25 protein-coding genes and 3 tRNA genes are annotated in these 26,229 nt (G+C 68.9%); 7 read left to right on the forward strand and 21 right to left on the reverse strand.

The genetic code is table 11. From position 1 onward, the window contains the following. Nucleotides 1–61: 61 nt before the first annotated feature. The 11 genes from C6Y44_RS16240 to C6Y44_RS16290 form a co-directional block, all read right to left on the reverse strand. Nucleotides 62–901, reverse strand: coding sequence for a DegV family protein (locus C6Y44_RS16240; RefSeq protein ID WP_159417971.1), 840 nt, complete (start codon nt 899–901; stop codon nt 62–64). A 5-nt stretch (nt 902–906) separates the two neighbouring features. After that, nucleotides 907–1,689 carry a diglucosylglycerate octanoyltransferase gene (gene octT, locus C6Y44_RS16245; RefSeq protein WP_159417970.1) on the reverse strand — a complete coding sequence of 261 codons (783 nt, stop codon included), beginning with the start codon at nt 1,687–1,689 and terminating at the stop codon, nt 907–909. Beyond that, on the reverse strand, nt 1,676–2,347 hold the full coding sequence (locus C6Y44_RS16250; RefSeq protein WP_159417969.1) for a histidine phosphatase family protein: 672 nt from the start codon (nt 2,345–2,347) through the stop codon (nt 1,676–1,678). The genes octT and C6Y44_RS16250 overlap by 14 nt, the downstream gene beginning before the upstream one ends. Beyond that, nucleotides 2,344–2,751 carry a ribosome silencing factor gene (gene rsfS, locus C6Y44_RS16255; protein WP_016694085.1) on the reverse strand — a complete coding sequence of 136 codons (408 nt, stop codon included), beginning with the start codon at nt 2,749–2,751 and terminating at the stop codon, nt 2,344–2,346. Before rsfS ends, C6Y44_RS16250 begins: the two co-directional genes overlap by 4 nt. Then, nucleotides 2,748–3,461 carry a nicotinate-nucleotide adenylyltransferase gene (gene nadD, locus C6Y44_RS16260; protein ID WP_225623578.1) on the reverse strand — a complete coding sequence of 238 codons (714 nt, stop codon included), beginning with the start codon at nt 3,459–3,461 and terminating at the stop codon, nt 2,748–2,750. Before nadD ends, rsfS begins: the two co-directional genes overlap by 4 nt. 19 nt (nt 3,462–3,480) lie before the next feature. After that, on the reverse strand, nt 3,481–4,926 hold the full coding sequence (locus C6Y44_RS16265; RefSeq protein WP_159417968.1) for a vWA domain-containing protein: 1,446 nt from the start codon (nt 4,924–4,926) through the stop codon (nt 3,481–3,483). A 1-nt stretch (nt 4,927) separates the two neighbouring features. Further along, complete coding sequence (locus tag C6Y44_RS16270) at nt 4,928–5,824, reverse strand: AAA family ATPase (protein ID WP_120279733.1); 897 nt, start codon at nt 5,822–5,824, stop codon at nt 4,928–4,930. A gap of 29 nt (nt 5,825–5,853) precedes the next feature. Continuing rightward, the gene (locus C6Y44_RS16275) at nt 5,854–7,137 is read right to left on the reverse strand and encodes a glutamate-5-semialdehyde dehydrogenase (RefSeq protein WP_159417967.1); all 1,284 of its coding nucleotides are present in this window, start codon (nt 7,135–7,137) and stop codon (nt 5,854–5,856) included. 48 nt (nt 7,138–7,185) lie between these two features. Further along, nucleotides 7,186–8,292, reverse strand: a complete 1,107-nt coding sequence (locus C6Y44_RS16280; RefSeq protein ID WP_174247015.1) for a D-alanine--D-alanine ligase family protein — start codon at nt 8,290–8,292, stop codon at nt 7,186–7,188. Nucleotides 8,293–8,389: 97 nt separating this feature from the next. Then, a complete protein-coding gene (locus tag C6Y44_RS16285; protein ID WP_159417966.1) occupies nt 8,390–9,523 on the reverse strand; it encodes a cystathionine gamma-lyase in 1,134 nt (377 codons plus the stop codon). 5 nt (nt 9,524–9,528) lie between these two features. After that, complete coding sequence (locus C6Y44_RS16290) at nt 9,529–10,527, reverse strand: NAD(P)H-dependent glycerol-3-phosphate dehydrogenase (RefSeq protein WP_159417965.1); 999 nt, start codon at nt 10,525–10,527, stop codon at nt 9,529–9,531. Here C6Y44_RS16290 and C6Y44_RS16295 point away from each other — a divergent pair. The 4 genes from C6Y44_RS16295 to C6Y44_RS16310 are packed head-to-tail and all read left to right on the forward strand — an operon-like array spanning nt 10,520 to nt 14,629. Next, nucleotides 10,520–10,750: a hypothetical protein gene (locus C6Y44_RS16295; protein WP_159417964.1), complete on the forward strand. Its 231-nt coding sequence runs from the start codon at nt 10,520–10,522 to the stop codon at nt 10,748–10,750. The genes C6Y44_RS16290 and C6Y44_RS16295 overlap by 8 nt on opposite strands. 15 nt (nt 10,751–10,765) lie before the next feature. Continuing rightward, nucleotides 10,766–11,467, forward strand: coding sequence for a 2-phospho-L-lactate guanylyltransferase (gene cofC / locus C6Y44_RS16300; protein ID WP_159417963.1), 702 nt, complete (start codon nt 10,766–10,768; stop codon nt 11,465–11,467). Continuing rightward, nucleotides 11,464–13,659, forward strand: coding sequence for an RNA degradosome polyphosphate kinase (locus C6Y44_RS16305; RefSeq protein WP_120279739.1), 2,196 nt, complete (start codon nt 11,464–11,466; stop codon nt 13,657–13,659). The genes cofC and C6Y44_RS16305 overlap by 4 nt, the downstream gene beginning before the upstream one ends. A gap of 13 nt (nt 13,660–13,672) precedes the next feature. Beyond that, nucleotides 13,673–14,629, forward strand: coding sequence for an NUDIX hydrolase (locus C6Y44_RS16310; protein WP_159417962.1), 957 nt, complete (start codon nt 13,673–13,675; stop codon nt 14,627–14,629). Between the two features lie 95 nt (nt 14,630–14,724). On the opposite strand, the gene C6Y44_RS16315 is transcribed toward C6Y44_RS16310, so the two are convergent. The 3 genes from C6Y44_RS16315 to leuC form a co-directional block, all read right to left on the reverse strand. Then, complete coding sequence (locus C6Y44_RS16315) at nt 14,725–15,438, reverse strand: HU family DNA-binding protein (RefSeq protein ID WP_088897189.1); 714 nt, start codon at nt 15,436–15,438, stop codon at nt 14,725–14,727. Nucleotides 15,439–15,609: 171 nt separating this feature from the next. After that, nucleotides 15,610–16,206, reverse strand: coding sequence for a 3-isopropylmalate dehydratase small subunit (leuD, locus tag C6Y44_RS16320; RefSeq protein ID WP_016935315.1), 597 nt, complete (start codon nt 16,204–16,206; stop codon nt 15,610–15,612). A gap of 28 nt (nt 16,207–16,234) precedes the next feature. Then, a complete protein-coding gene (leuC, locus tag C6Y44_RS16325) occupies nt 16,235–17,662 on the reverse strand; it encodes a 3-isopropylmalate dehydratase large subunit (protein WP_159417961.1) in 1,428 nt (475 codons plus the stop codon). A 116-nt stretch (nt 17,663–17,778) separates the two neighbouring features. Between leuC and C6Y44_RS16330 the strand changes: the two genes are divergently transcribed. Beyond that, nucleotides 17,779–18,480: an IclR family transcriptional regulator gene (locus tag C6Y44_RS16330; protein WP_159417960.1), complete on the forward strand. Its 702-nt coding sequence runs from the start codon at nt 17,779–17,781 to the stop codon at nt 18,478–18,480. Nucleotides 18,481–18,585: 105 nt separating this feature from the next. Further along, the gene (locus C6Y44_RS16335; RefSeq protein WP_060651455.1) at nt 18,586–19,098 is read left to right on the forward strand and encodes a pyridoxamine 5'-phosphate oxidase family protein; all 513 of its coding nucleotides are present in this window, start codon (nt 18,586–18,588) and stop codon (nt 19,096–19,098) included. Between the two features lie 53 nt (nt 19,099–19,151). On the opposite strand, the gene C6Y44_RS16340 is transcribed toward C6Y44_RS16335, so the two are convergent. From C6Y44_RS16340 to C6Y44_RS16360, 5 genes are all read right to left on the reverse strand, one after another. Further along, nucleotides 19,152–19,224: transfer RNA gene (locus C6Y44_RS16340), tRNA-Glu, on the reverse strand. Nucleotides 19,225–19,307: 83 nt separating this feature from the next. Beyond that, a tRNA-Glu gene (locus tag C6Y44_RS16345) sits at nt 19,308–19,380 on the reverse strand. Nucleotides 19,381–19,466: 86 nt separating this feature from the next. Beyond that, nucleotides 19,467–19,538 (reverse strand) — tRNA-Gln (locus C6Y44_RS16350). A gap of 214 nt (nt 19,539–19,752) precedes the next feature. Beyond that, on the reverse strand, nt 19,753–21,225 hold the full coding sequence (gltX, locus tag C6Y44_RS16355; protein WP_159417959.1) for a glutamate--tRNA ligase: 1,473 nt from the start codon (nt 21,223–21,225) through the stop codon (nt 19,753–19,755). 66 nt (nt 21,226–21,291) lie between these two features. Beyond that, nucleotides 21,292–22,068 carry a fumarylacetoacetate hydrolase family protein gene (locus C6Y44_RS16360; protein ID WP_060651453.1) on the reverse strand — a complete coding sequence of 259 codons (777 nt, stop codon included), beginning with the start codon at nt 22,066–22,068 and terminating at the stop codon, nt 21,292–21,294. Between the two features lie 110 nt (nt 22,069–22,178). Between C6Y44_RS16360 and C6Y44_RS16365 the strand changes: the two genes are divergently transcribed. After that, nucleotides 22,179–23,375 (forward strand): MFS transporter, encoded by a 1,197-nt coding sequence (locus C6Y44_RS16365; protein WP_120279743.1) that lies wholly within the window; start codon nt 22,179–22,181, stop codon nt 23,373–23,375. A gap of 99 nt (nt 23,376–23,474) precedes the next feature. Here C6Y44_RS16365 and C6Y44_RS16370 read toward each other — a convergent pair whose 3' ends face one another. Together C6Y44_RS16370 and serA are read right to left on the reverse strand one after the other, a co-directional pair. Continuing rightward, nucleotides 23,475–24,485, reverse strand: a complete 1,011-nt coding sequence (locus C6Y44_RS16370) for a 3-isopropylmalate dehydrogenase (protein WP_120283497.1) — start codon at nt 24,483–24,485, stop codon at nt 23,475–23,477. An 80-nt stretch (nt 24,486–24,565) separates the two neighbouring features. Further along, a complete protein-coding gene (serA, locus tag C6Y44_RS16375) occupies nt 24,566–26,158 on the reverse strand; it encodes a phosphoglycerate dehydrogenase (RefSeq protein ID WP_120279744.1) in 1,593 nt (530 codons plus the stop codon). Nucleotides 26,159–26,229: the final 71 nt, after the last annotated feature.

Below are 26,229 nucleotides of genomic sequence, written 5' to 3' on the forward strand. Positions count from 1 at the left end.
GGATGAATGCCCGGATCGGGCCTCTACCGGCATGGTCCGGGCCGGGAGGTGGTGTAGGTGGTCAGTCCTCGGAGACACCGGTCGCCGCGGACGCGACGACCACACCGACCGCGCCCGGTCCGACGTGCGCGCCGAGAACCGCGTCGAGTTCGGACACGACGATCTCGGTACCTTCCGGAAGACGCTGCGCGAGCTGATCGGCGAGGCTGCGCGCCCGTTCGGGTGCCCCGCGGTGGTGCACCGCGACGAGCGGTTCGTCGCCGACATCGGTTGCGGCTCCGTCGACGAGCTTGGCCATCGCCTTGGTCATCGTGCGGGTCTTCTCCCGCAGGACGAGCTTGCCGTCGGAGATGTGCAGCACGGGTTTCATCGCGAGCGCGGTACCCAACAGCGCGGTGGCCGTGCCGATCCGGCCACCGCGGCGCAGGTGGTCGAGCCGGTCGACGACGAGCAGGGTCCGGGCGGACGCCGCGACCTCCACGGCCCGCTCGTACACTCTCACCAGATCGGCTCCGGCCCGGGCGGCGCGCACCGCTTCGAGGACGGCGAAACCCGAACCCATCGCGGTGTTCCGCGAATCGACGAGCCGGATCCGGTCGCCCAGCGATTCGGCGGCGTGCCGGGCGGCGTCCCACGTCCCGGACAGCACACGCGAGAGGTGCACGGCGACGACGCCGTCTCCCCCGCTGGCCTCGAGCGCCTCGGTGTAGGCGTCGGTCAGTTCGGCGGGCGAGGGGCCGGAGGTGGTCACGGTCGACAGGTCCTCCGGCAACTCGTCGACGCCCTCGCGAAGGTCGCGTCCGCCCACGATGATGTGCAGTGGCACCACTCGGATGTCGTACCGACGGACCAGTTCGGGGTCGATACAACTCGACGAATCTGTGACGACGACGACGGACACGACGCCTACCGTAGGCCCTCCACCGGGACTTCCGCATCCCGATGCACGATCCGGACAGCGTCACCGACAGCGGCGGCGACGCGGCGGTGTCCTTCCCAACCCCAGTGGATCCCGTCGGGGTTGGCGTCGTCGGAGAAGACGTTCTCCCGCACCGCTTCGGCGAGATCGACGAGGGGAACCGACTTCTCGGCCGCCCAGTGGGTGATCGCGCGTGCCGCGGGGAGCCGGCCGGCATGCACCGACCGGTACTGCTCGCTGCGGTGCACCGACGGCAGGGTGCCGATGACGGGCAGGTCGGGTCGCATGTACGCCAGTGCGTCCCTGATCGTTTCGAGGTACTCGACACTGACCCGGGGCGGGAGCGCCACCGGGCGACCGAGCGGCGACAGTCGCGGCTGCAACCACCCGTAGGCGGTACGCGCCGCGCGACGCAGGGCCGGCGGGCGGATGTAACGCAGGCCTTCCCGCAGTGCGGTGGGCAGCGGGGACGGCAGGGTGTCCATCCCGCCCACGGCCAGGACGACGGCTCCGGCGTGCGGGATCGCGGCCCACACCCGCGGGTCCTGGGTCATGGCCCACCACGCGTCGCGTGTGGTCCACCCGATCCGGGCGACGAGTTCGACGTCCCAGCCGAGTTCGGCCGCGACCAGATTGGGCCAGATCTGCGGATGGTCGGCGGGCAGGCCGCCCTTCGGGCCGTAGTAGCTCAGCGAGTCGCCGATCACCAGCAGGACCGGGCGCCGCGGGGCGGCGTCGGTCTCGATCGGCGTCGGTTCAGAGGACGTCATCGGGCGCCACCATGGCCGACGCGTTCCACACGTCCAGGCGCCAGGACGGCACCTCTCCGTATCCGCTGAGCTGCACCCAGCCGGTGTTCCCGAGACCGCCGAGGACGGACCACCGGTCGACCGGCAGGTCGAGCAGGGCCGCGGTGAGCGCGGCGATCAGGCCCCCGTGCGCGACCAGCACGATGGGCCGATCGTTCCAGTCCTCGTACTTGTCGAGCAGTTCGCCGATGACGGCGATGCTGCGCCGCGCCACGTCGACGCGGTTCTCGCCTCCCGGGGGTGTCCAGGTCGCGTCGGCGCGCCACGCGCTGCGCGCGCCCGGGGCCACGGCGTCGACCTCGGTGTGGGTCAGGCCCTGCCATTCGCCGAGATGCGTCTCGCGCAGCCGCGTGTCGATCGCGACCGGCAGACCGATGCGGTCACCGAGCGCGGTCGCGGTGTCGTAGGCGCGGCGCAGATCGGACGAGACGACGGCGAGCGGATCGAACCGGGCGATCACGTCGGCGACGGCGAGCGCCTGCCGGCGGCCGAGTTCGGACAGATCGGTGTCGAGCTGCCCCTGCATCCGCCGTGTGGCGTTGTACTCGGTCTGGCCGTGGCGCAGCAGCACCAGCTGCCGCACCCGCGGGCTCTGCGCACCCTCCTCCGGACGGCTCACACGTCCTCCGGCGAGTCGGCGGCGTCGATCGCCGAACGGGGGCCACCCACACCGTCGACCTCGATGGTCGGGCAGTCCTTCCACAGGCGGTCGAGGGCGTAGAAGTTGCGCTCGTCCTCGTGCTGGATGTGCACCACGACGTCGACGTAGTCGAGCAGGGTCCACCGTCCTTCGCGGGTGCCCTCGCGGCGGACGGGCTTGTGGCCGGCCAGGCGCAGCTTCTCCTCGACGTTGTCGACGATGGCGTTGACCTGACGCTCGTTGGGTGCGGACGCGATGACGAAGCAGTCGGTGATCACCAGCTGCTCGGACACGTCGAGCACCACGACGTCGGTGGCGAGTTTCTCGTCGGCGGCCAGGGCTGCGATTCGGGCCATCTCCGTGGCTTCTGCCGTTGCGCTCACTGCGTGCTCTTTCTCTCGATGGTGCCGGGGGTGTTTCCGTCGAACACCGGGACGGGATCTCCGTCGAGGTGCGTATTCGTGCGGTAGAGCCGGCGTTTGCTGATGTACTGCACCACTCCGTCGGGCACCAGATACCAGACGGGACGGTTCTCGCGGGCCCTCCTGCGGCAGTCCGTGGAGGAGATCGCCAGTGCCGGGATCTCCACCAGGCTCACCGCCTCGGCCGGGAGATCGTCCAGATGCGGTGCCAGATGTTCGGCGTGCAGGTCGTATCCGGGCCGGGACACCCCGACGAAGCGGGCGAGGTCGAACAGGGTCTGCCAGTCCTGCCAGGACAGGATCGATCCCAGGGCGTCCGCGCCGGTGATGAAGTACAGATCCGCGTCGGGATACTGCTCGCTGAGGTCGCGCAGGGTGTCGACGGTGTAGGTGGGTTTGCGTCGATCGATGTCGACGCGGCTGACGGAGAACCGCGGGTTGGATGCGGTCGCGATCACCGTCATCAGGTAACGGTCCTCGGCGGGGCTGACGTCGCGCCCGGTCTTCTGCCAGGGTTGCCCGGTGGGCACGAAGATCACTTCGTCCAGGTCGAAGCTCGCGGCGACCTCGCTGGCCGCCACGAGGTGTCCGTGATGGATCGGGTCGAACGTTCCACCCATGACGCCCAGGCGGCGCCTGGGGGCCGAGGGCCGATCCGTTGGCTGATGCACGGTTGTCCAGCTTACGGGTTCACACGGGGAGCAGACTCGCCACCACCGTTGCGAGCTGCTGCGCCGACCGGCACTCGTGCATCGTGACGACCTCGCTGTAGACCCTGGCGGCCGAATCCCCCGAACCCCATTGTCCCTTCGGCTCGGGATTGAGCCAGTGCGCGTGCCGTGCGACGGACACGAGATGCTCGAGGACTTCGAGGTTCGGATTGCGGTAGTTCGTGCGGCCGTCCCCGAGGATCAGCAGCGAGCTGCGGCTGGTGAGGGCGTGGGCGTGGTTCTCGGCGAAGCTGCCGAGGGCGTGTCCGTAGTCGGAGTGACCGTCGTAGGTGATCAGCTCCGCTTCCTTCAGCATCCGCGACATGGACTCGCCCAGATCGGACCCCGCATTGAAATAGTGCGTGACCTCGTCGGCGGTGTCGATGAACGCGAACACGCGCACGCGGGAGAACTGTTCGCGCAGGGCGTGCACGAGCAGCAACGTGAAGTGGGAGAAACCGGCGACGGAACCGGAGACGTCGCAGAGCACGACGAGCTCGGGACGCGCCGGACGGGGCTTGCGGTTGACCAGATCGATGGGCACACCACCGGTGGACATGGACTTGCGCAGGGTGCGCCGCAGGTCGATGGCGCCGGCACGAGCGCGCCGGCGGCGCGCGGCGAGACGGCTCGCGAGCAGACGCGCGAGCGGCATGACGCTGCGGCGCAGGGCGACGAGTTCCGCGTCGGACGCGCGCAGGAAGTCGACCTCCTCGGCGAGCTTGGGCACCCCGTACTTCTCGACGCGTTCGCGCCCGAGCTGCTCGGCGGTGCGCCGGCGGGTCTCCCGTTCGACCATCGCCCGGAAATCGGCGATGCGCTGGGCGGCGGTGCGCCGCGCGACCTCGCTCTCGTAGGCAGCGTCGTCGCGTTCCTCGCGGGTGCCGTTGCCGAGCAGTCCCTCGAGGATCTTCGTGAGCAGGGTGTCCGGGGAGACGTCGCGCAGCGCCTGGTAGGCCGAGAAGGACGGACCGTTCGACGATGCGTACTGGCCGAGTTCCTCGACGATGGCGGAGACGAGCATCTCGGAGGCCTCGAGTGCCTCCGGCGACTCGTCGGACAGCAACTCGGCGATGAGGTCGCGCAGGGCCTCGAAGTCGACCTCCCCCGTGGGGGTGCGCGGGATGCTCACCTGCGGGCCGGTGGCCTCGCGACGTCCGATCGCGGGTGGGAACCACAGGTCGAACAGGGCATCGAAGGTCGGGCGGTGCGTGGACCGGCGGAGCAGGGTGCACGCGAGACCTTCGCGGAGGGCCTCCCGGTCGAGGAGATCGAGCACCGTCATGACCCGTCCGGCGTCGACCGTCTCGGACGGCCCGACCGCGATGCCGCGGCGACGCAGCGCCTCGACGAATCCGACCAGGTGCCCGGGCAGTCCGTGGGGAGCCGGGGGCGCCCCGGATCCGGGAAGGTGCGCGGCCGCCATGTCAGTTCAGCCGGAGCTCGGCGGCAGCGCGGACCTGGTCGGACTGGTGCTTGAGGATCACGCCGAGCGTGCTGCGCAGCGCGGTGTCGTCGAGGGTGTCGAGACCCAGCGCAAGCAGGGTGCGACCCCAGTCGATCGTCTCGGCCACCGAGGGCACCTTCTTGAGCTGCATGCCGCGCAGCACCCGGACGGTGCGCACGAGCTGTTCGGCGAGCGCGTCGGGCAGATCGGGGACCCGGCTGGCGAGGATGCGCCGTTCGAGATCGGCGTCGGGGAAGTCCAGGTGCAGGAACAGGCACCGGCGCTTGAGCGCTTCGGACAACTCGCGGGTGGCGTTCGAGGTGAGCACCGCGAACGGCTTGCGGGTGGCCCGGATGGTGCCGAGTTCGGGCACGGTGACCGCGAAGTCGCTGAGCACCTCGAGCAGCAGACCTTCGATCTCGACGTCGGCCTTGTCGACCTCGTCGACGAGCAGCACGGTGGGATCCTCGCGGCGGATCGCGGTGAGCAGCGGCCGCGACAGCAGGAACTCCTCGGAGAAGACGTCCTCCTTGGTGCGGTCCCACGACTCCCCCGCCGCGGCGGTCGCCCCTGCCGACTGGATGCGCAGGATCTGCTTGGCGTGGTTCCACTCGTACAGCGCGCGGGATTCGTCGACGCCCTCGTAGCATTGCAGGCGCACGAGTTCGGCCTCGGAGGTCTCGGCGACGGCGCGGGCGAGTTCGGTCTTGCCCACGCCCGCGGGTCCCTCGATCAGCAACGGCTTGCCGAGGCGATCGGCGAGGAACACCGCGGTCGCGGTGGACTTGTCGGCGAGATATCCGGTCCCGGCGAGGCGATCGACGACGTCCTGGACGTCCGCGAAGATCGGCGGGGTGGCGGGCAGCGCACGATCCACGCTGGTTCCTTTCGTCGGGCCGGTCTCGATCAGGCGGGGCGGGTGTGGCCGTCGCCCCACACCACCCACTTCGTCGACGTCAGTTCGGGCAGACCCATCGGGCCGCGAGCGTGCAGCTTCTGGGTGGAGATGCCGATCTCCGCGCCGAATCCGAACTGCTCGCCGTCGGTGAACGCCGTCGAAGCGTTGACCATAACGGCTGCGGCGTCCACGCGCGTCGTGAACTCCCGCGCAGCGGCGAGGTCCGAGGTGACGATCGCTTCGGTGTGGCCGGTGCCGTAACGGTCGATGTGGTCGACGGCGGCGTCGAGGTCGTCGACCACCGCGAGGGCGACGTCGAGCGAGAGGTACTCGTCGGACCAGTCCTGGTCGGTCGCGGGCACGAGGCCGGGCAGGTCGCCGTGGACCGTCACGCTGTGTTGCTGGAATGCCTGCAGGAGCTTCGGGACGGCGGTGTCGGCGATCGCCTTGTCGACGAGGATCGTCTCGGCGGTGTTGCACACGCTGGGCCGGCGGGTCTTCGCGTTGATCACGATCTTCTCCGCCATCTCCAGATCGGCCGCGGAGTGGACGTAGACGTGGCAGTTGCCGGTGCCCGTCTCGATCGTGGGGACGGTCGCGTCGCGGACCACTGCGGCGATCAGACCGGCGCCACCGCGCGGGATCACGACGTCGACCAGGCCGCGGGCCTGGATCAGATGTGTGACCGACGAGCGGTCGGCGCTCGGCAGCAGCTGTACGGCGTCGGCGGGGATGCCCCGGCTCTCGAGCGAGGCGCGCAGCACGTCGACGAGCGCGGCGTTCGAGCGCGCCGCGGACGACGAACCGCGCAGCAGCGCGGCGTTGCCGGACTTCAGGGCGAGACCGAAGGCGTCGACCGTGACGTTGGGCCGTGCTTCGTAGACCATGCCGACCACGCCGAGCGGGACGCGCACCTGGCGCAGCTCGAGACCGTTCGGCAGCGTCGAGCCGCGGACCACGCCGCCGATCGGGTCGGGCAGTCCGGCCACCTGGCGCAGGCCGGCGGCGATCCCGTCGATCCGGGCGGAGGTCAGGCGCAGCCGGTCGAGGATGGCCTCCTCGGTGCCACCGGCGCGGGCGGCCTCGATGTCCTCCGCGTTCGCGGCGAGGACGGTGTCGGCGGCGGCGAGCAGAGCGTCGGCCGCGGCGTGCAGAGCCGCGTCCTTCTCGGTGGTGGTGAGCAACGCGAGACGACGCGAGGCCACGCGGGCGCGACGCGCGGCCTCGTGGACGGCCTCACGGGTGTCCGTGCCGGCGTCGGTCGCAGCTGAGTCGGGGGTCACGGCAGTCATGTATCCAGCCTAGTCGGGTCCTGATGGAAGCCGACAGGCCGTGTGCCGTCAGCGCAGGCCGGTCCCCCGCGCGAGCGCCGTCTCCACCAGGATCGACAGCAGCTCGGCGTACTCCACGCCGGTGGCCTCCCACATCCGCGGGTACATCGAGATCGACGTGAAACCGGGCATCGTGTTGATCTCGTTGATCACCGGTCCGTCCTCGGTGACGAAGAAGTCGACGCGGGACAGACCGTGGCAGTCGAGGGCCCGGAACGCCCGGACCGCGAGCTCGCGGATCCGGTCGGAGATCTCCTCGTCGAGCTTGGCCGGGACGTCGAACTCGCAGACGTCGTCGAGGTACTTCGTATCGAAGTCGTAGAACGCCTCGTGGTCGCCGGAGGTGTCGGGCATGCGGATCTCGGCGACGACACTCGCGCGAACGTCGCCGTCCGGGAACTCGAGCACGCCGCACTCCACCTCGCGGCCGATGATCGCGGACTCGACGATGACCTTGGGATCGTGCTGCCGGGCCTTCGCGACGGCGTCGTCGAAGGCGGCCCAGTCGGCCACGCGGCTGATGCCGATCGACGATCCGCCGCGGGCGGGCTTGACGAAGACGGGCAGGCCGAGGCGGTTCTTCTGCTCCTCGGTGAGGTTCGCGGTGCCGGGACGCAGGACGATCTGGAAGCCGACGGGCAGGCCTTCGGCCGCGAGCAGTTTCTTGGTGAACTCCTTGTCCATCCCGGCGGCGCTGGCAAGAACCCCGGGACCGACGTACGGGATGTCCGCGAGTTCGAGCAGACCTTGGATGGTGCCGTCCTCGCCGTAGGCGCCGTGCAGGACCGGGAAGACCACGTCGACCGATGCGAGCACCCGGCCGTAGGAGCCCTCGTCGAGCGCGACGATGTCGCCGCTGCGGGTGGGGTCCGCGGTGAGCACGAGATCGGAGCCGTCACCGGCGACGACGGGCAGTTCGCGACCGGCCGCGGCGAGGCCGGCGGGGTCCGCGTCGCCGAGGACCCATGCGCCCTCGGGAGTGATGCCGATGGGCACGACCTCGTACTTCTCCGGATCCAGGTTGCGCAGGATGCTCCCTGCCGAGATGCAGGAGACGGAATGTTCGTTGCTGCGACCACCGAAGACGACGGCCACCCGGGTTCGGGGCGTACTCACGTGTCGAACGGTACCGGTTGACGATCTCCACGTGACGGGCGAGTCCTGCGCGAGTGGGATCGGACCCCTGCTATGTCTCCGCCGGCCCCGGTCCCCCTCAGTGCAGTGTCGTCTCCCTCAGCGCCGCGTCGAGATCGGCGAGCAGATCCGCGGTGTCCTCGATTCCGCACGACAACCGGACGAATCCCTCCGGCACCGCGTCGCCCCAGCGTGCGCGACGATCCGCTGTCGTGTGGATACCGCCGAAACTGGTGGCGGGTGCGACGAGCGTGGCCGCGCGGACGAAGCGGTGCACCTCGTCGCGGCCGGGCAGCCGGAACGTGACGAGGGGGCCGAAGCGGCTCATCTGGCCGGCTGCTACGGCGTGGGCGGGGTCGCCGGCGAGTCCGGGATAACGGACGTCCGTGACGGCGGGGTGCTCGAGCAGCATCCCGGCGACGGCGAGCGCGTTGGCGCACTGCCGTTCGAAGCGCAGTCCGGCGGTGCCGAGGCTGCGGTGCGCGAGCCAGGTCTCGAAGGGTCCCAGCACGGTTCCCGACAGCAGTCGTTCCCGGTCGATCGCGGACAGCAGGTCGGGATCGGCGACGGCGATGTATCCGAACAACAGATCGCTGTGTCCGCTGAGCGATTTCGTTCCGCTGGCCACCACGACGTCGGCGCCGAGGTCGAGCGGGAGCTGTCCGAGCGGGGTGGCGGTGGTGTTGTCGACGAGCAGCAATGCCCCGGTGCGACGGCACGATTGCGCGGTCTCACGCAGATCCACCGTGTCGAGACCGGGATTCGACGGCGTCTCGGCGAGGACCACCGCACCCCGGCCCGCACCGTCGAGCACCCGCTGCAGGGAGCCGTCGCCGAATTCGTCGACGGAGAGTTCGTGGACGTCGATACCGTGCGGCGCGAGATATTCGGTGGCGAACTTGCGCACCTGGTAGTAGCCGTCGGAGGGGACGACGACCGTGCCGCCCGGGGTCACGAGCGATCGCAGGGCGACCGTGATCGCCGACATTCCCGAGCCGACGACGCGGGCGGCCGAGGCGTGCTCGAGGTCCGCGAGCGCCGATTCGAGTGCGCGCCAACCGGGATTCGAAGCACGCGCATAGGTGTCGACGTCGTCGCGTTCGTCTTCCCCGAGTAGATACGGTGCGGCGAAGACCGGCCCCGCCTGCAGAGGAGAGCCCGGAACACCCTCGTGTGCAACCGCCTTCACACAACGTGTCGAATCGCCCGTCATGCCGCTCATTCCGGCTTGATCCGGCGCCCGAGCAACTGCCCGATCGCGTCCGGCACCGACATGCCCTCGTGGCACACACGGTGCACGGCGTCGGTCAGCGGCATCTCGACGTCGTAGCTCGCTGCGAGGGCGCGGACCGAGGTGCACGACTTGACCCCTTCGGCCACCTGACCGTGGGTGGCCTCCTGTGCGCTCTCGAGCGACTCGCCGCGGCCGAGGCGTTCGCCGAACGAACGGTTGCGGGACAACGGGGACGTGCACGTGGCGACGAGATCGCCGACGCCGGCGAGACCGGCGAGCGTGGCCGGCTTGGCTCCGAGGGCGGTTCCGAGCCGGGTGATCTCGGCGAGACCGCGGGTGATGATGCTCGCGACGGTGTTCTCACCGAGCCCGACCCCGGCGGCCATGCCGCACGCGAGGGCGATGACGTTCTTGCAGGCGCCGCCGATCTCGCAGCCGATGACGTCGGAGTTGGTGTACGGACGGAAATACTTTGTGGCGCAGGACTGCTGGATCTCCATGGCGCGGGTGGAGTCGGGGCACGCGATGACGGTCGCGGCCGGTTGCCCCTCGGCGATCTCGCGGGCGAGGTTGGGTCCGGACAGCACGGCGATCCGATTCTGCTCGGCGCCGGTGACCTGACCGATCACCTGACTCATGCGCATCAGGGTGCCGCTCTCGATTCCCTTGGCGAGACTGAGAAGTGTGACCTCCGGTCCGATATCCGCCTTCCACGCCTCGAGATTGGTGCGCAGGGTCTGGCTCGGGACGGCGAGGACCACGAAATCGGCACCCTTGACGGCCACCCGGTGATCGGCCGTCGCCTTCAGCGAGTGCGGCAGTTGCACACCGGGCAGATAGTCGGAGTTCTCGTGTCGTTCCGCGATGCCGCGCGCCACTTCTTCGCGCCGCGCCCAGATCGTCACGTCCGTTCCGGCGTCGGCCAGCACCTTGGCGTACGCCGTCCCCCACGAACCCGCGCCCAGAACTGCTGCTGTGGTCACGCGATCCTCACTCTCGTCCGATGCCCGGCACCCGCCGGTCGCGATCGGCCCGGAGCGGGCGGTCGCGACCGGTTCGGTCCGGGCGGTCACCACCCACGGTCGCACCCAGTATCGCGCAGGCGCCACCGACGCCGCGCCGGGTCGGAGGACGGACCGCACGACGCCGGTCGCAGCGGTGGTCGTGCGGTTCGTCACCTCGCACGATCGTGTCGTCGATCACTGATGGCACAATCGGGCAATGCCCGCGACGCACGTGCTCGTTCCCGTCAAGGCCCTCGGCCTGGCGAAGTCGCGGCTCTCGCACGTCCTCGACCCGGCGGCACGGGAATCACTGGTGCTCGCGATGCTGCAGGACACCGTCACGGCGGCCCTGTCCGCCGGAGACGTGACGGTCATCGTCGTCACCGCCGACGAGCGGGTCGCGGCCGCCGCACTGGACTGCGGCGCGGACGTCCTTCCCGACCCGGTGCGTCCCGACTCCCCCGACCCACTGAACTCCGCACTGCTCGCAGCGGCCCGCCGGGCGCGGGAGCACGCACCCGGCGCCGAACTCGTGGCGCTGCAGGCCGACCTTCCGTCCCTGCGGGCCGAGGAATTCGCGCTCGCACGCGAGACTGCGCGGCGGACCGGAACGGCCGTGGTCGTCGACCACACGGCGAGCGGTACGACGGCGTTGCTGCACTGCGTGAGCGGCACGCTGCCGCCACTGTCGTTCGGTCCGGGATCGGCCGGTCGCCACATCGATGCCGGTGCGTATCCGGTACCGGACGCCCTCCCCGGACTGCGACTCGATGTGGACACACCGGACGATCTCGCCGCCGCACTGCGACTCGGCGTCGGACGGGCCACCGCGGCCGTGCTCGACACGGTCGAGTTCCCGCTGCGCCATCGGTGCGACAGCGCTGCAGGGAGCCGTCGCTCTGCAACAATGAACTGGTGACCAACGGCGATTCCCCCGATCCCACGAGTTCCGAGCACGCGGCACCGTCCGGTGCCGCACGACCTGCCGGTCGCGTGGCGACCGCCACCAGCGCCCCTCCGGCCGCGACGGGACTGCAGTCGAGGACCGATCACGACAACACCCTTCCCGTCGACCGCTATCTCAACCGCGAACAGAGCTGGCTCGATTTCAACGCCCGCGTTCTCGCGCTCGCGGAGGACACCTCGCAGCCGTTGCTCGAACGCGCCAAGTTCCTCGCGATCTTCGCGTCGAATCTCGACGAGTTCTACATGGTGCGGGTCGCCGGGCTGAAACGTCGCGCCGAGACGGGGTTGTCGGTCCGGTCCGCGGACGGACTGACCCCGCGCGCCCAGCTCGCGCTCATCGCGTCGAGCACGCGCGAACTCGCCGGTCGCCACGCGCAGGTCTTCCTCGACTCGGTCATGCCCGCCCTGGCGGCCGAAGGCATCTCGATCATCCGATGGGCGGATCTGACGGAGGACGAACGCCGACGATTGACACAGTATTTCGCCGACCAGGTCTTCCCGGTCCTGACGCCGCTCGCCGTCGATCCCGCCCACCCTTTCCCCTACATCAGCGGCCTGTCCCTCAACCTCGCTGTCACGGTCAAGGATTCGCAGTCGTCCGGTGAACACTTCGCGCGCGTGAAAGTGCCCGACAACGTCGAACGGTTCGTCCGGGTCGATCGTGCGGGTTCGTCGCACGGACTGCCGGCCTTCCTCCCGCTCGAGGAGCTGATCGCCGCCCATCTCGACGTGTTGTTCCCGGGCATGGAGATCGTCGAGCACCACGCATTCCGCGTCACCCGCAACGCCGACTTCGAGGTCGAGGAGGACCGCGACGAGGATCTACTCCAGGCCCTCGAACGCGAACTCGCCCGGCGGCGCTTCGGATCTCCCGTGCGGCTCGAGGTGTCGGACGACATGACCGAGCACATGCTCGACCTCCTGTTGCGCGAACTCGACGTCGATCGGGTGGACGTCGTCCAGTTGCCCGGTCTGCTCGATCTGTCGTCGCTGTGGCAGGTGCACGCCGTCGACCGGCCGGATCTGAAGGACGCCCCCTTCGTGCCGGCGACCCATCCCGCCTTCGGCGAGCGTGAGACACCGAAGAGCGTGTTCTCCACCCTGCGCGAGGGCGACATCCTCGTCCACCATCCGTACGACTCGTTCTCCACGAGCGTGCAACGGTTCATCGAGCAGGCCGCCGCCGACAGCCAGGTCCTCGCGATCAAGCAGACCCTGTACCGGACGTCGGGTGACTCCCCCATCGTCAACGCCCTGGTCGCCGCCGCCGAGGCGGGCAAGCAGGTCGTCGCGCTCGTGGAGATCAAGGCACGCTTCGACGAGCAGGCCAACATCAAGTGGGCGCGCAAGCTCGAACAGGCCGGTGTCCACGTCGTATACGGACTCGTGGGTCTCAAGACGCACTGCAAGACCTGTCTGGTCGTGCGGCGCGAGGGTTCGATGATCCGCCGTTACTGCCACATCGGCACCGGCAACTACAACCCGAAGACCGCCCGTCTCTACGAGGACGTCGGCCTGCTCACGTCGTCACCCGAGATCGGCGCCGACCTCACCGACCTGTTCAACACCCTCACCGGATACTCCCGGAAGGCGCAGTACCGCAATCTGCTCGTCGCACCGCACGGAGTCCGCAAGGGCATCATCGAACGCGTCGAGCGTGAGATCGAGCACCACGCAGCCGGTCGCCCCAGTGGGATCCGGCTCAAGGCCAACGCTCTCGTCGACGAGCAGGTGATCGACGCGCTCTACCGTGCGTCGCGGGCGGGGGTACGGACCGAGGTGGTCGTGCGCGGGATCTGTGCCCTCAAGCCGGGCGTGCCCGGCCTGAGCGAGAACATCACGGTGCGCTCGATTCTGGGGCGGTTCCTCGAACATTCGCGGTTGTTCCATTTCCGGGGCAGCGACGAGTACTGGATCGGCAGCGCCGACATGATGCACCGGAACCTCGACCGTCGCGTCGAGGTGATGGTGCAGGTGAAGAACACCCGGCTCGCAGCGCAGTTGGACGGCATCTTCGATTCCGCGCTCGACCCGGTCACCCGCTGCTGGATTCTCGAGGGCGACGGCACCTGGACGGCGTCCCCCGAGCCGGGAACCGCTGCCCGCGACCACCAGGTCGAACTCATGCGTAGCCGTGCGTCCTGAGGTGGAGGGAACGTTGACCGAATCACGCGACAAGCCCGTGAAGGCCAACATCTTCGCGGCGGGCGCCGTCCTGTGGCGTCCTGTCGACGAGAACGCTCCGGGCGATGCACAGGTCGCGCTCGTGCATCGCCCACGCTACGACGACTGGTCCTTCCCGAAGGGCAAGCTCGACGCGGGTGAGACGGCCGTGGTCGCCGCGGTGCGGGAGATCGAGGAGGAGACCGGATTCCGCGCCGCACTCGGCAGTAGTCTCGGGAAGGTCGTCTACCCCGTGCCGGGGCACCGCAAACTCAAACGGGTGGACTACTGGGCCGCGCGGTGCCTCGACGGGCAGTTCGCGCCCAACGCCGAGGTGGACGAATTGCGTTGGGTGTCCCCCGAAGAGGCATTCGATCTGTTGTCCTATCCGATGGACCGCAGTATCCTGCGCCGGTTCCGCCGGGTGCCGCTGGACACGACCACGGCGCTGATCGTGCGGCACGCCAAGGCGGGTAGTCGCAAGAAGTACAAGGGCGACGACCGTTACCGGCCCCTCGATGCGTCCGGACGGGCACAGGCCGAGGCTCTCGTTCCGCAGTTGACGGCGTTCGGCGGCGACAGCGTGGTGTCCGCCGACCGCACGCGGTGCATCGCGACGGTCGAACCCTTCGCCTCCCGGAACGGGTTCGAGATCGCCATCGAGCCGGCCCTGTCGGAGGAGGAGTACCGCGCCGATCCGGACCGCGGCCGCAAGCGGGCGCTGGAGATCGCGTCCGGTCCCGGCACTCCCGTGATCTCCAGTCAGGGCAAAGTGATCCCGCCGCTGCTGGAGTGGTGGGCCGAGCGCGACGGTCTCGTGCTGCCTCCGGCACGGAACCGCAAGGCGAGCATGTGGGTGTTGTCACTGCGCGGCGATCGTCTCGTCGCGGCCGACCACATCGACAGCCCTCTTCCCACGGGCCGACCGCCGGCGGACGACGAGAGCATCTGACCGAGTACACACGACGGCGGCCACCGGATGTCCGGTGGCCGCCGTCGTCTCACCTGTGCGGCTCGCACATGTGCGAGCCGCATCGCGGGTGGGTGTTACTTCTTGGTGCTCTTGCGGGCCGTGGTCTTCTTGGCCGGGCTCTTCTTGGCCGCGGTGGTCTTCTTCGCCGCGGTCGACTTGGTGGCGGTGGTCTTCTTCGCCGGAGTCGACTTGGCCGCCGTGGTCTTCTTGGCCGCGGTGGTCTTCTTCGCCGCGGTCGACTTGGTGGCGGTGGTCTTCTTCGCCGGAGTCGACTTGGCCGCCGTGGTCTTCTTGGCTGCCGTGGTCTTCTTCGCCGGAGTCGACTTGGTGGCGGTGGTCTTCTTCGCCGCCGTGGTCTTCTTCGCTGCGGTGGTCTTCTTCGCCGCGGTCGACTTGGTCGCCGTGGTCTTCTTGGCCGCAGTCTTCTTGGCCGCCTTCTTCGCTGCCGCGGTCTTCTTGGCCGCTGCGGCCGCACCGCGCTTCACGGCCGGACCCGAAGCCGGAAGCTTCTGGGTGCCCGCGATGATGTTCTTGAAGGACTGGCCGGGACGGAAGGCCGGCACCGAGGTCGGCTTGACCTTGACCGTCTCACCCGTGCGCGGGTTCCGCGCGACACGAGCGGCCCGGCGACGCTTCTCGAAGACACCGAATCCGGTGATGGTGACGCTCTTACCGTCGTGCACGGCGCGAACGATCGCGTCCACGATGTGCTCGACGGCCGCGGTGGCGGTGCGCCTGTCCGAACCGAGTTTCTCGGTCAGAACGTCGATCAGTTCTGCCTTGTTCATTGATTTCCTCCGCACATACACGGTCCACCGTCAGACCGACTCCAGTCCACGGTAGACCCGCAAACGGGCAAGAGTCTATGTGCCACGCGGATTCTCATGCAAATAACCTCCGGGCCCGGCCCGACGGGAGCGTCGGACCGGGCCCGGAGAAGGCGCGTTCGGGGGGTGTTTTCAGGGCGCCGGAAGGGTACTCGGTTTCCATGACGGCCTTGACTTTTCGTACTCGGAAATCGCGTCTACCTGGCGCAATGTCAATCCGATGTCGTCGAGACCCTCCAGCAGACGCCACCGCGTGTAGTCGTCAATGGTGAACGGCACCACTGTGGTTCCGGCGGTCACCGTCCGGTTCTCGAGATCCACTTCCAGTTCGAGTCCGGGCTGCTGCTCGATGAGCTTCCACAGCAGTTCGACGTCGTCCTGCGAGACCTGAGCGGCGAGCAGACCGGCCTTTCCGGCGTTGCCGCGGAAGATGTCGGCGAAGCGGGACGAGATCACGACCCGGAATCCGTAATCCGACAACGCCCACACGGCGTGCTCACGCGAGGAGCCGGTGCCGAAATCCGGTCCGGCGACGAGAACGCTGCCGCGGTCGAAGGGCGGGGTGTTGAGGACGAAGGACGGGTCGTTGCGCCATGCGGCGAACAGACCGTCCTCGAATCCCGTACGGGTGACGCGCTTCAGGTACACGGCCGGGATGATCTGATCCGTGTCGACATTGGAGCGGCGCAGCGGGACGCCGATGCCCTTGTGAGTGGTGAAGGCTTCCATCGAAAATTCTCCTCGTCGGTCCTGTGGTCTAGTCCAGATCCGCCGGTGCGGAAAGCGTTCCCCGCACCGCGGTTGCGGCGGCCACGGCCGGCGAGACGAGATGCGTCCGTCCGCCCTTGCCCTGCCGTCCTTCGAAATTCCGGTTCGAGGTCGACGCGGAGCGTTCGCCCGGCGCCAACTGGTCGGGGTTCATGCCCAAGCACATCGAGCACCCGGCCTGCCGCCACTCGGCGCCTGCGGCGGTGAAGATCTCGCCGAGACCCTCCTCCTCCGCCTGTGCGCGCACCCGCATCGAACCCGGCACGACGAGCATCCGGACGCCGTCGGCGACCTTCCGGCCCTGCAGGACATCCGCCACGGCGCGCAGATCCTCGATGCGGCCGTTGGTGCACGAGCCGACGAAGACGGTGTCGATCTTCACATCGCGCAGCGGCATGCCCGGTTCGAGATCCATGTAGCGCAACGCCTTCTCCGCTGCAGACCGCTCGGTTTCGTCGGCGATCTCCGCGGGTACCGGAACGCTGGACCCGAGCGGAGCGCCCTGGCCCGGGTTGGTGCCCCACGTGACGAAGGGCGTCAGAGCGCTGCCGTCGATGTGGACCTCGGCGTCGAAAACCGCGTCGTCGTCGGTCTTCAGCTGCTCCCACGCCTCGACGGCGGCGTCCCAGTCGGCGCCCTTCGGGGCGTGCGGGCGACCCTTGATGAACTCGTAGGTGGTCTCGTCGGGGGCGATCATGCCGGCTCGGGCCCCCGCCTCGATCGACATGTTGCAGATGGTCATCCGCGCTTCCATCGACAGGGCGCGGATCGCCTCGCCGCGGTACTCGAGGACGTAGCCCTGTCCGCCGCCGGTGCCGATCTTCGCGATGATCGCGAGGATGAGGTCCTTGCTCGTCACTCCCGGCGCGAGGGTGCCGTCGACGTTGATGGCCATCGTCTTGAACGGACGCAGCGACAACGTCTGTGTCGCCATGACGTGTTCGACCTCACTGGTGCCGATACCCATCGCCAGTGCGCCGAAGGCGCCGTGGGTGGAGGTGTGGCTGTCGCCGCACACCACCGTCATGCCGGGCTGCGTGAGACCGAGCTGCGGGCCGACCACGTGGACGATGCCCTGATCGAGGTCGCCCATGGGGTGCAGACGGACACCGAACTCCTCGCAGTTGCGACGCAGGGTCTCGACCTGCGTGCGCGAGATCGGGTCGGCGATCGGCTTGTCGATGTCCACCGTGGGGACGTTGTGGTCCTCGGTGGCGATCGTGAGATCGGGACGCCGCAGCGGGCGTCCGGCCAGCCGCAGACCGTCGAAGGCCTGCGGGCTGGTCACCTCGTGTACGAGATGCAGGTCGATGTAGATCAGGTCCGGCTGTCGCGCCGATCCCTCTCCTTCACCGCGCACGACCACGTGCTGGTCCCACACCTTTTCCGCCAGAGTCTTTCCAGCCATCTTCTCCACCTTGTCGTACGTGACGAACGCGGGATCCCGGGGGCTGTCCGGCCGCGTATGGCGTCGTCCCCACCGTTCTCGGTATGCGATATGCTTCCCATTATGCGAGACGGAGGTATCGACCTATGAGACAGCATAGCGGGATCGGAGTGCTGGACAAAGCGATGACAGTCCTCCATACGGTTGCCGAACAGCCGTGCAACCTCAACGAGTTGTGCGCGCGGACCGGCCTGCCCCGTGCCACGGCGCACCGTCTCGCCGTGGGCCTCGAGGTCCACCGTCTCCTCATGCGCGACAGCGACGGACAGTGGCGCCCCGGCCCCGGATTGGCCGAATTGTCCGCGGGCGCAGGCGACACGCTCGTCGAGGCCGCCTCGCTCGTCCTCCCCCGCCTGCGCGAGATCACCGGCGAGAGCGTGCAGTTGTACCGCCGCGAGGGCACCCAGCGGGTCTGCGTCGCGGCTCTCGAACCGCCGACCGGTCTGCGCGATACCGTCCTCGTCGGCGCACGCCTTCCGATGACGGCCGGCTCCGGCGCGAAAGTTCTGCTCGCGTGGGCCGATACGGCGACCCAGCGCGCCATCCTCCCCGACGCGGCCTTCGGTGAACGCGTGCTCGTCGAGGTCCGCCGCCGCGGCTGGGCGCAGAGCGCCGCCGAACGCGAACCCGGTGTGGCGTCGGTCGCAGCACCCGTGCGCGACAACACCGGCGGCGTGATCGCCGCGATCTCCGTATCGGGCCCCATCGACCGCATGGGCCGCCGACCGGGCGCCCGCTGGGCAGCCGACCTCCTCGCCGCCGCAGAAGCGCTCCAGAAGCGTCTCTGAGGCCGACCGCATGACCGTGTCCCTCCCGTGTGGAGCCCAGGAGGGACACGGGCGGGACGGGAGGAAGACAGCCGTGCGGCCCCACGCTGTGCCAGAGTGCTTCGCATGGGAACCAACCGCCGCGCAGACATCACGATGACGGACTCGGAGATCGACGAGTTCCTCCGCCGCAGCCGGGTCGCGAACCTGGCGACCCTCGGACCGACGGGCACCCCGCACCTCGTCGCCATGTGGTACGCGGTGCTCGACGGGGAGATCTGGTTCGAGACGAAGGCGAAATCACAGAAGGTCGTCAACCTCCGGCGCGACGATCGCGTGACCGTCCTCGTCGAGGCCGGCGACACCTACGACCAGTTGCGCGGCGTCTCGATCGAGGGGCGCGCGGAGATCCTGGACGACCACGACCGCCTGTTCGAGGTGTGCCGCGATGTGTGGGAGCGGTATACCGCCCCGTACACCGACGAAGCGCGCCCCGCGGTGGAGCAGATGATGCACAAGCGGGTGGCCGTCCGGGTGGTGCCCGCGCGGGTGCGTTCGTGGGATCACCGCAAGCTCGGGATGCCCGCCATGGAGATCGGCGGCACGACGGCCGCCTATCTTCCGTCCGCTGCGCACTGACCGCACATACGCGAAAGGCTCTCCGATCGATGATCGGAGAGCCTTCGTTGTTGTACCCCCGATGGGATTCGAACCCACGCTACCGCCGTGAGAGGGCGGCGTCCTAGGCCGCTAGACGACGGGGGCCTGGAACTTTCCGAGGAATCGACGAATCGATACCTCCGAGAGAAGAACACCCACCGACCCGGAGATCGGTGGGTAGTCCGTTGTACCCCCGATGGGATTCGAACCCACGCTACCGCCGTGAGAGGGCGGCGTCCTAGGCCGCTAGACGACGGGGGCCTATGGAACTTCTTCTCTTCGCTTCCCGAAGGAAGCTCAGCCAGCATAGCTGGCCGAGACGTTGCGGGCAAACCGCCGCGTCTCAGCTGGGGTACCAGGACTCGAACCTAGAATGGCTGAACCAGAATCAGCTGTGTTGCCAATTACACCATACCCCAATGGTCTGTTCCTTCGGCCTGCCCTGCGGCGTTGTGGCCTCCGTTCCGAACCGAGAAGAAGATTAGCACCAACCCCGCCACCAACTACAAATCGGCTGGTCAGAGTCCTGAAATCGAGCTCGGAACGAGCTCGACGGCCCGAAATCGAGCTCGGAACGAGCTCGGCCCGTCGCCGGCGGGTGCCGACGACGGGCCGAGAGCAACCGGCGAAGGGTCAGGCGATACGAGCCCGTCCCGCACGCAGGCGCGCAAGGGTGCGCTCACGGCCGAGCAGTTCCATCGACTCGTAGAGCGGCGGGCTGATGTGCGAGCCCGTCACCGCGACCCGCACAGGAGCGAAAGCCTTCCTCGGCTTGAGTTCGAGACCCTCGATCAGTGCGCTCTTGAGCGCCTCCTCGATCTCCGGCGTGGTCCACTCGGACAGCCCCTCGAGGGCGGAGACGGAGGCGTCGAGTACGGGCGCGGCGTCCTCCTTGAGGTTCTTGGCCGCGGACGCCTCGTCGAGCGTGAAGTCGGCCTCGCCGACGAACAGGAACTTCAGCAGGTCCCATGCGTCCCCGAGGACGACGATGCGGGTCTGTACGAGGTCGGCGGCCGTCCGGAAGAGCGCCTCGTCGACGTCGGCCCCGATCCGGCCGTGCTCGACGAGATAGGACTTCAGCCGCGCCGCGAACTCCTCCGGCTCGAGCAGTCGGATGTGCTCGGCGTTGATGGCGTCGGCCTTCTTCTGATCGAACCGGGCCGGGTTCGAGTTGACCTTGGAGATCTCGAAGGCCGCGACCATCTCGTCGAGGGAGAACACGTCGCGGTCGTCGGCGAGACCCCAGCCGAGCAGGGCGAGGTAGTTGAGCAGGCCCTCGGGGATGAAACCGCGATCGCGGTGCAGGAAGAGGTTCGACTCCGGGTCGCGCTTGGAGAGCTTCTTGTTGCCCTGCCCCATCACGAACGGCAGGTGGCCGAACTCGGGTGTGAAATCGGTGACGCCGATGCGCTGCAGCGCCGCGTACAGCGCGAGCTGGCGCGGGGTCGACGACAGCAGGTCCTCGCCGCGCAGGACGTGTGTGATCTTCATCAACGCGTCGTCGACGGGATTGACGAGCGTGTAGAGCGGGATGCCGTTGCCGCGGGTGAGCGCGAAGTCGGGCACCGAGCCTGCCTTGAAAGTGGTCTCCCCGCGGACGAGGTCGTTCCAGGTGAGGTCCTCGTCGGGCATGCGCAGTCGCACGACCGGCTTGCGGCCCTCGTCGAGGAAGGCCTGCCGCTGCTCCGGGGTGAGGTCCCGGTCGAAGTTGTCGTAGCCGAGCTTCGGATCGCGGCCGGCGGCCTTGTGCCGCTCCTCGACCTCTTCCGGCGTCGAGAACGACTCGTAGGCCTCACCGGCGTCGACGAGCTTCTGCACGATCTCGAGGTGCAGGTCGCGTCGCTGCGACTGCCGGTACGGCTCGTACGGTCCGCCGACCTCCGGGCCCTCGTCCCATTCGAGACCCAGCCACCGGAGGGCGTCGAGGATCGCCTGGTACGACTCCTCGGTGTCGCGTGCGGCGTCGGTGTCTTCGATGCGGAACACGAAGGTGCCGCCGTGATGACGCGCGAAAGCCCAGTTGAACAGGGCGGTGCGCACCAGACCCACATGCGGGGTTCCGGTCGGTGACGGGCAGAAACGTACGCGTACTTCGCTGGTGGTCATGACTCGCTCAGGGTTGAGGATCGACGGGAGACCATCCCAGGCTATCCGCCCCGCTGCGAGCTCCGGTCAGGATCCCTTGGCGACGACGGGGTTCGTGAGCGTCCCGATGCCCTCGACGGTGATCGAGACGGTGTTGCCCGGCTCGATCGGTCCGACGCCTTCGGGGGTGCCGGTGAGGATGATGTCGCCCGGCAGCAGGGTCATGACACCGGAGATCCACTCGACGAGCTTCGGGATGTCGTGCACCATCTTCGAGGTGCGGCTGCGCTGGCGGGTCTGTCCGTCGACCTCCGCGGAGATCTCGAGATCGGAAGCGTCGATGTCGGTTTCGATCCACGGGCCGAGCGGGCAGAAGGTGTCGTGGCCCTTGGCCCGGCCCCACTGTCCGTCCTTGCGCTGGTGGTCGCGCGCGGACACGTCGTTGGCGATCGTGTAGCCGAGGATCGCCTCCCGGGCCTTCGCGGCGGGGACGTCCTTGCAGGGGCGTCCGATGACCACGGCGAGTTCGGCCTCGTGGTGGACGAGCGACGTGGTGGGCGGAATCACGATGGGAGCGCCCGGGCCCACGATCGACGTGTTGGGCTTGAGGAAGATCATCGGCTCGTCGGGGACCTCGTTGCCCGACTCGGCAGCGTGGGCGGCGTAGTTGCGGCCCACCGCGATCACCTTGGTGGCGAGGATCGGAGCGAGAATCCGCACGTCGGCGAGGGGCCAGCTCCGGCCCGTGAAGGTGGGGTTCCCGAAGGGATGCTCGGCGATCTCCTTCGCCGTCGCGGACTCCCCCTCCCCTTCGATGCTCACGAACGCGACACCATCCGGGCTGGCAATTCGACCAAGGCGCATGTCCGGAGTCTATCGGTGCGCGCTCACTGCGATCGACGCCCGGGTGCCGCGGGTATAGAGTCCGACTCGGATTTCACATAACGGTACGGCTTTCTCAGATAGCGGGACTCATGGACACTCCGGACATCGGTCGGCGTCGATGGTTGATCCTGGCCCTCGGCGTCCTCGCACAGGCCTCCCAGGCCACCGTCATCAACGGCATCGCCTTCCTCATCCCGACTCTGAACCAGGAAGGCGGCTTCACCCTCGCCCAGGCCGGAACCCTCGCCGGCGCACCGATCCTCGGCGGCGTGTTCACGCTCGTCGTGTGGGGCGCGATCGCCGACCGATTCGGCGAACGTCTCGCGCTGGCCGCCGGGCTCGGGATCGCGGCCGTCGCGATGGGGCTCGCGAGCGCGACCACCTCGCTGGACCTGTCCCACACCGCCTCCGCCGCACTGCTCGGCCTGTTGCTGATGTGTGCGGGAGCCGGCGCCGTGAGCGCCAATTCGGCGAGCGGACGCGTGGTGGTCGGATGGTTCCCGCCCCACCAGCGCGGCCTCGCGATGGGCATCCGGCAGATGTCGGTGCCGCTGGGTGTCGCCGCGGGCGCACTCGTCATCCCGACGCTCGCGGGCGACCACGGGATCGCCTGGGCACTCGCGTTTCCCATGCTCGCGTGCGGGCTCGCAGCCGTCGCCTGCGCGGTCGGCGTGGTGGATCCGCCGCGACCCGGGCGGGCGGAGGCCGAGCGCGCAGGCGTGCTCGGCAATCCGTACCGGAGTTCGATGTCGCTCACGCGGATCCATCTCGCGTCGATCCTGCTCGTGGTGCCGCAGTACGTCGTGTGGACCTACGCACTGGTCTGGCTCATCGCCGACCGCGGTTGGGACGAGGTCGGTGCCGGTCTCGTCATCACCGCTGCCCAGATCCTCGGCGCCCTCGGGCGTGTCGTCACCGGGGCCTGGTCCGATCGGGTGGGCAGCAGGCTGGGACCGATGCGCCTCGTCGCCGCATCGGTCGTCGTGTCGATGGTCGCGCTGTCCGTCACGGCGTGGACCGATTCGGCGATCGCGGTGGGTGTCCTGCTCGTCGCGTCGATCCTGACCTCGGCGCCGAACGGGTTGGCGTTCACTGCCGTCGCGGAGATCGCCGGCCCGTTCTGGGGCGGCCGCGCACTCGGGATCCAGAACACCGGACAGTTCGTGTTCGCCGCGGCCGTCGGACCGGTCTTCGGTGGGCTCATCGCCGCGGTCGGATTCCCCGCGGCGTTCGCCCTGGCCGCCATCGCTCCCGCAGCGGCGGTCCCGGTGGTACCGAAGGACTGATACGCGAAACGCGCGTGGCGCCGGACGGGACGTACCCGCCGGCGCCACGCGCGTTTGTGCCGAAGAACTCCGTGTCCAGAGAGAATCCGCGCTCAGAGATCAGAGAGAAGCCGCGATCCGATCGCCGATCTCGGTGGTCACGATCGGACCGGTGCCACGGTTCGCGAGGTCGGCCTCGACGGCCCGCTCGACGCGTGCAGCGTCCTCCTCGCGCCCGAGATGGCGCAGCAGCAGGGCGGTGGACAGGATCGCCGCAGTGGGATCGGCGATGCCCTTGCCGGCGATGTCCGGTGCCGAGCCGTGGACGGGCTCGAACATCGACGGGTTGGCGCCCGACGCGTCGATGTTGCCGCTCGCGGCCAGGCCGATACCACCGGTGACGGCGCCGGCGAGGTCGGTGATGATGTCGCCGAACAGGTTGTCGGTGACGATGACGTCGAAGCGCGACGGGTCGTCGACCATGTAGATGGTCGCGGCGTCGATGTGGCAGTAGGCCGTGGTGACCTCGGGGAACTCCTTGCCCACGGTCTCGACGGCGCGGGTCCAGATGGCACCCGCGTTCGACAGCACGTTCGTCTTGTGGATGAGCGTGACGTGCTTGCGGCGGGTCTGTGCGAGTTCGAAGGCGTAGCGGACCACGCGCTCGGCGCCGAACCAGGTGTTCACCGAGACCTCGGTGGCGATCTCGTGCGGGGTGCCGACGCGGATCGCTCCCCCGTTGCCGGTGTACGGGCCCTCGGTGCCCTCGCGGACGACGACGAAGTCGATGTCGTGGTCGGCGGCGAGCGGCGACTTCGCGCCCGGGTACAGGCGCGACGGACGCAGGTTGACGTGGTGGTCGAGCGCGAACCGCATGTTCAGGAGGAGACCGCGTTCGAGGACTCCGGGCGTGACCGACGGATCGCCGATGGCGCCGAGGAGGATCGCGTCGTGCTCGCGGATCGCGGCGAGATCGGCATCGGGCAGGAGTTCGCCGGTCGCGTTGTACCGGCGGGCGCCGAGGTCGTATTCGGTCGTCTCGAGATTCGGGACGAGGGCGCGGAGCACCTTGAGCGCTTCCGCCGTGACCTCGACACCGATGCCGTCACCGGGGATGACCGCAAGTTTCATGAGCACTACTCACTTCCTGTGCGACGGTGGCCGCGACCGTGCAGACGGTCGCGGCCACCGAATGATGGAGAACCGAAGGATCAGGACAGGTCGACCTGGGCGACGCGAGCGTCGAGTGCCTCGGTGATCTGTCCGACCTCGGCGTCGCCGACGACGCGGTCGACACGCAGGATCACGGTGGCGCCGGGGCCCTCCGCGTCCTGGCTGAGTGCCGCGGCCTGGATGTCGATGCTCGCGTTGCCGAGCACGGTGCCGAGCGTTCCGAGCACACCCGGGCGGTCCTGGTAGTGGACGATCAGGTTGTGGCCCTCGGCGCGAAGGTCGAAGCTGCGGCTGTTGATGTTGACGATCTTCTCGACCTGCTGCAGGCCGGTGAGCGCACCCGCGACGGAGGTGACGTGTCCGTCCGGCGACACCGCGCGGACCTCGACGGCACTGCGGTGCGTGGTGGCCTCGCTGACCTTCTCGACCTCGACGGTCACGCCGCGCTGCTCCGCGAGCTTGGGGGCGTTGACGAAGGTGACGGGCTCGTCGCTGCTCGCGGAGAACAGGCCGCGGAGGGCGGCCAGGCCGAGGATGTCGGTGTTCTCGGCCGAGAGCTCACCGCTGACGACGACCTGCACGTTCTGCACGGCCTCGGGCGAGAGGGTGCCGGCGAGCAGGCCGAGCTTGCGGACGAGCTCGAGCCACGGTGCGACCTCTTCGCCCACGGGGCCACCGGAGACGTTGACGGCGTCGGGCACGAACTCGCCGGCGAGGGCGAGCAGCACGCTCTTGGCGACGTCGGTACCGGCGCGGTCCTGGGCCTCGGCGGTGGATGCACCGAGGTGCGGGGTGACGACGACGTTGTCGAGGTCGAACAGCTTCGAATCGGTGCACGGCTCGGTCTCGAAGACGTCGAGGCCGGCGGCGCGGACCTTGCCCTCGACGAGCGCGTCGTACAGCGCGTCCTCGTCGATCAGGCCACCGCGGGCGGCGTTGACGATGATGACGCCGTCCTTGGCCTTGGCCAGACGCTCGGCGTTGATCAGGCCGGCGGTCTCCTTGGTCTTGGGCAGATGCACCGAGATGAAGTCGGCGCGGGCGACGAGTTCGTCGATGTCGACGAGCTCGATGCCGAGCTGTGCGGCGCGGGCGGCCGGCAGGTACGGGTCGTACGCGATGACGTGGGTCTCGAACGCCGCGAGACGCTGGGCGAACAGCTGGCCGATGCGGCCGAGACCGACGACGCCGACCGTCTTGCCGAGGATCTCGGTGCCGTTGAAGCTCGACCGCTTCCAGGTGCGCTCACGCAGGGTGCGGTCGGCGGCGGGAACCTGACGCGCCGCGGACATGAGGAGCGCGACCGCGTGCTCGGCGGCGGAGTGGATGTTGGAGGTGGGCGCGTTGACGACCATCACACCGCGCTCGGTGGCAGCGGCGATGTCGACGTTGTCGAGGCCGACACCGGCGCGACCGACGATCTTGAGGTTGGGCGCCGCAGCGAGCACCTCGGCGTCGACGGTGGTCGCGGAGCGGACCAGCAGCGCCTGGGCTTCGGGCACGGCCGCGAGCAGGGCGGGGCGGTCGGGGCCGTCGACCCAGCGCACCTCGACACCGTCACCGAGCGCGTCGACGGTCGACTGCGCAAGCTTGTCGGCGATCAGGACTACTGGACGGCCATTCTGGCTCACGTGCGGACTCCCTGTGTCGTGAATGTGTGAGTGGTCGACGGCGCTCGCGCCCGACAGCATGCATGGGCACC

It is taken from the genome of Rhodococcus rhodochrous, assembly GCF_014854695.1.
In the GTDB taxonomy this organism is placed as follows: domain Bacteria; phylum Actinomycetota; class Actinomycetes; order Mycobacteriales; family Mycobacteriaceae; genus Rhodococcus.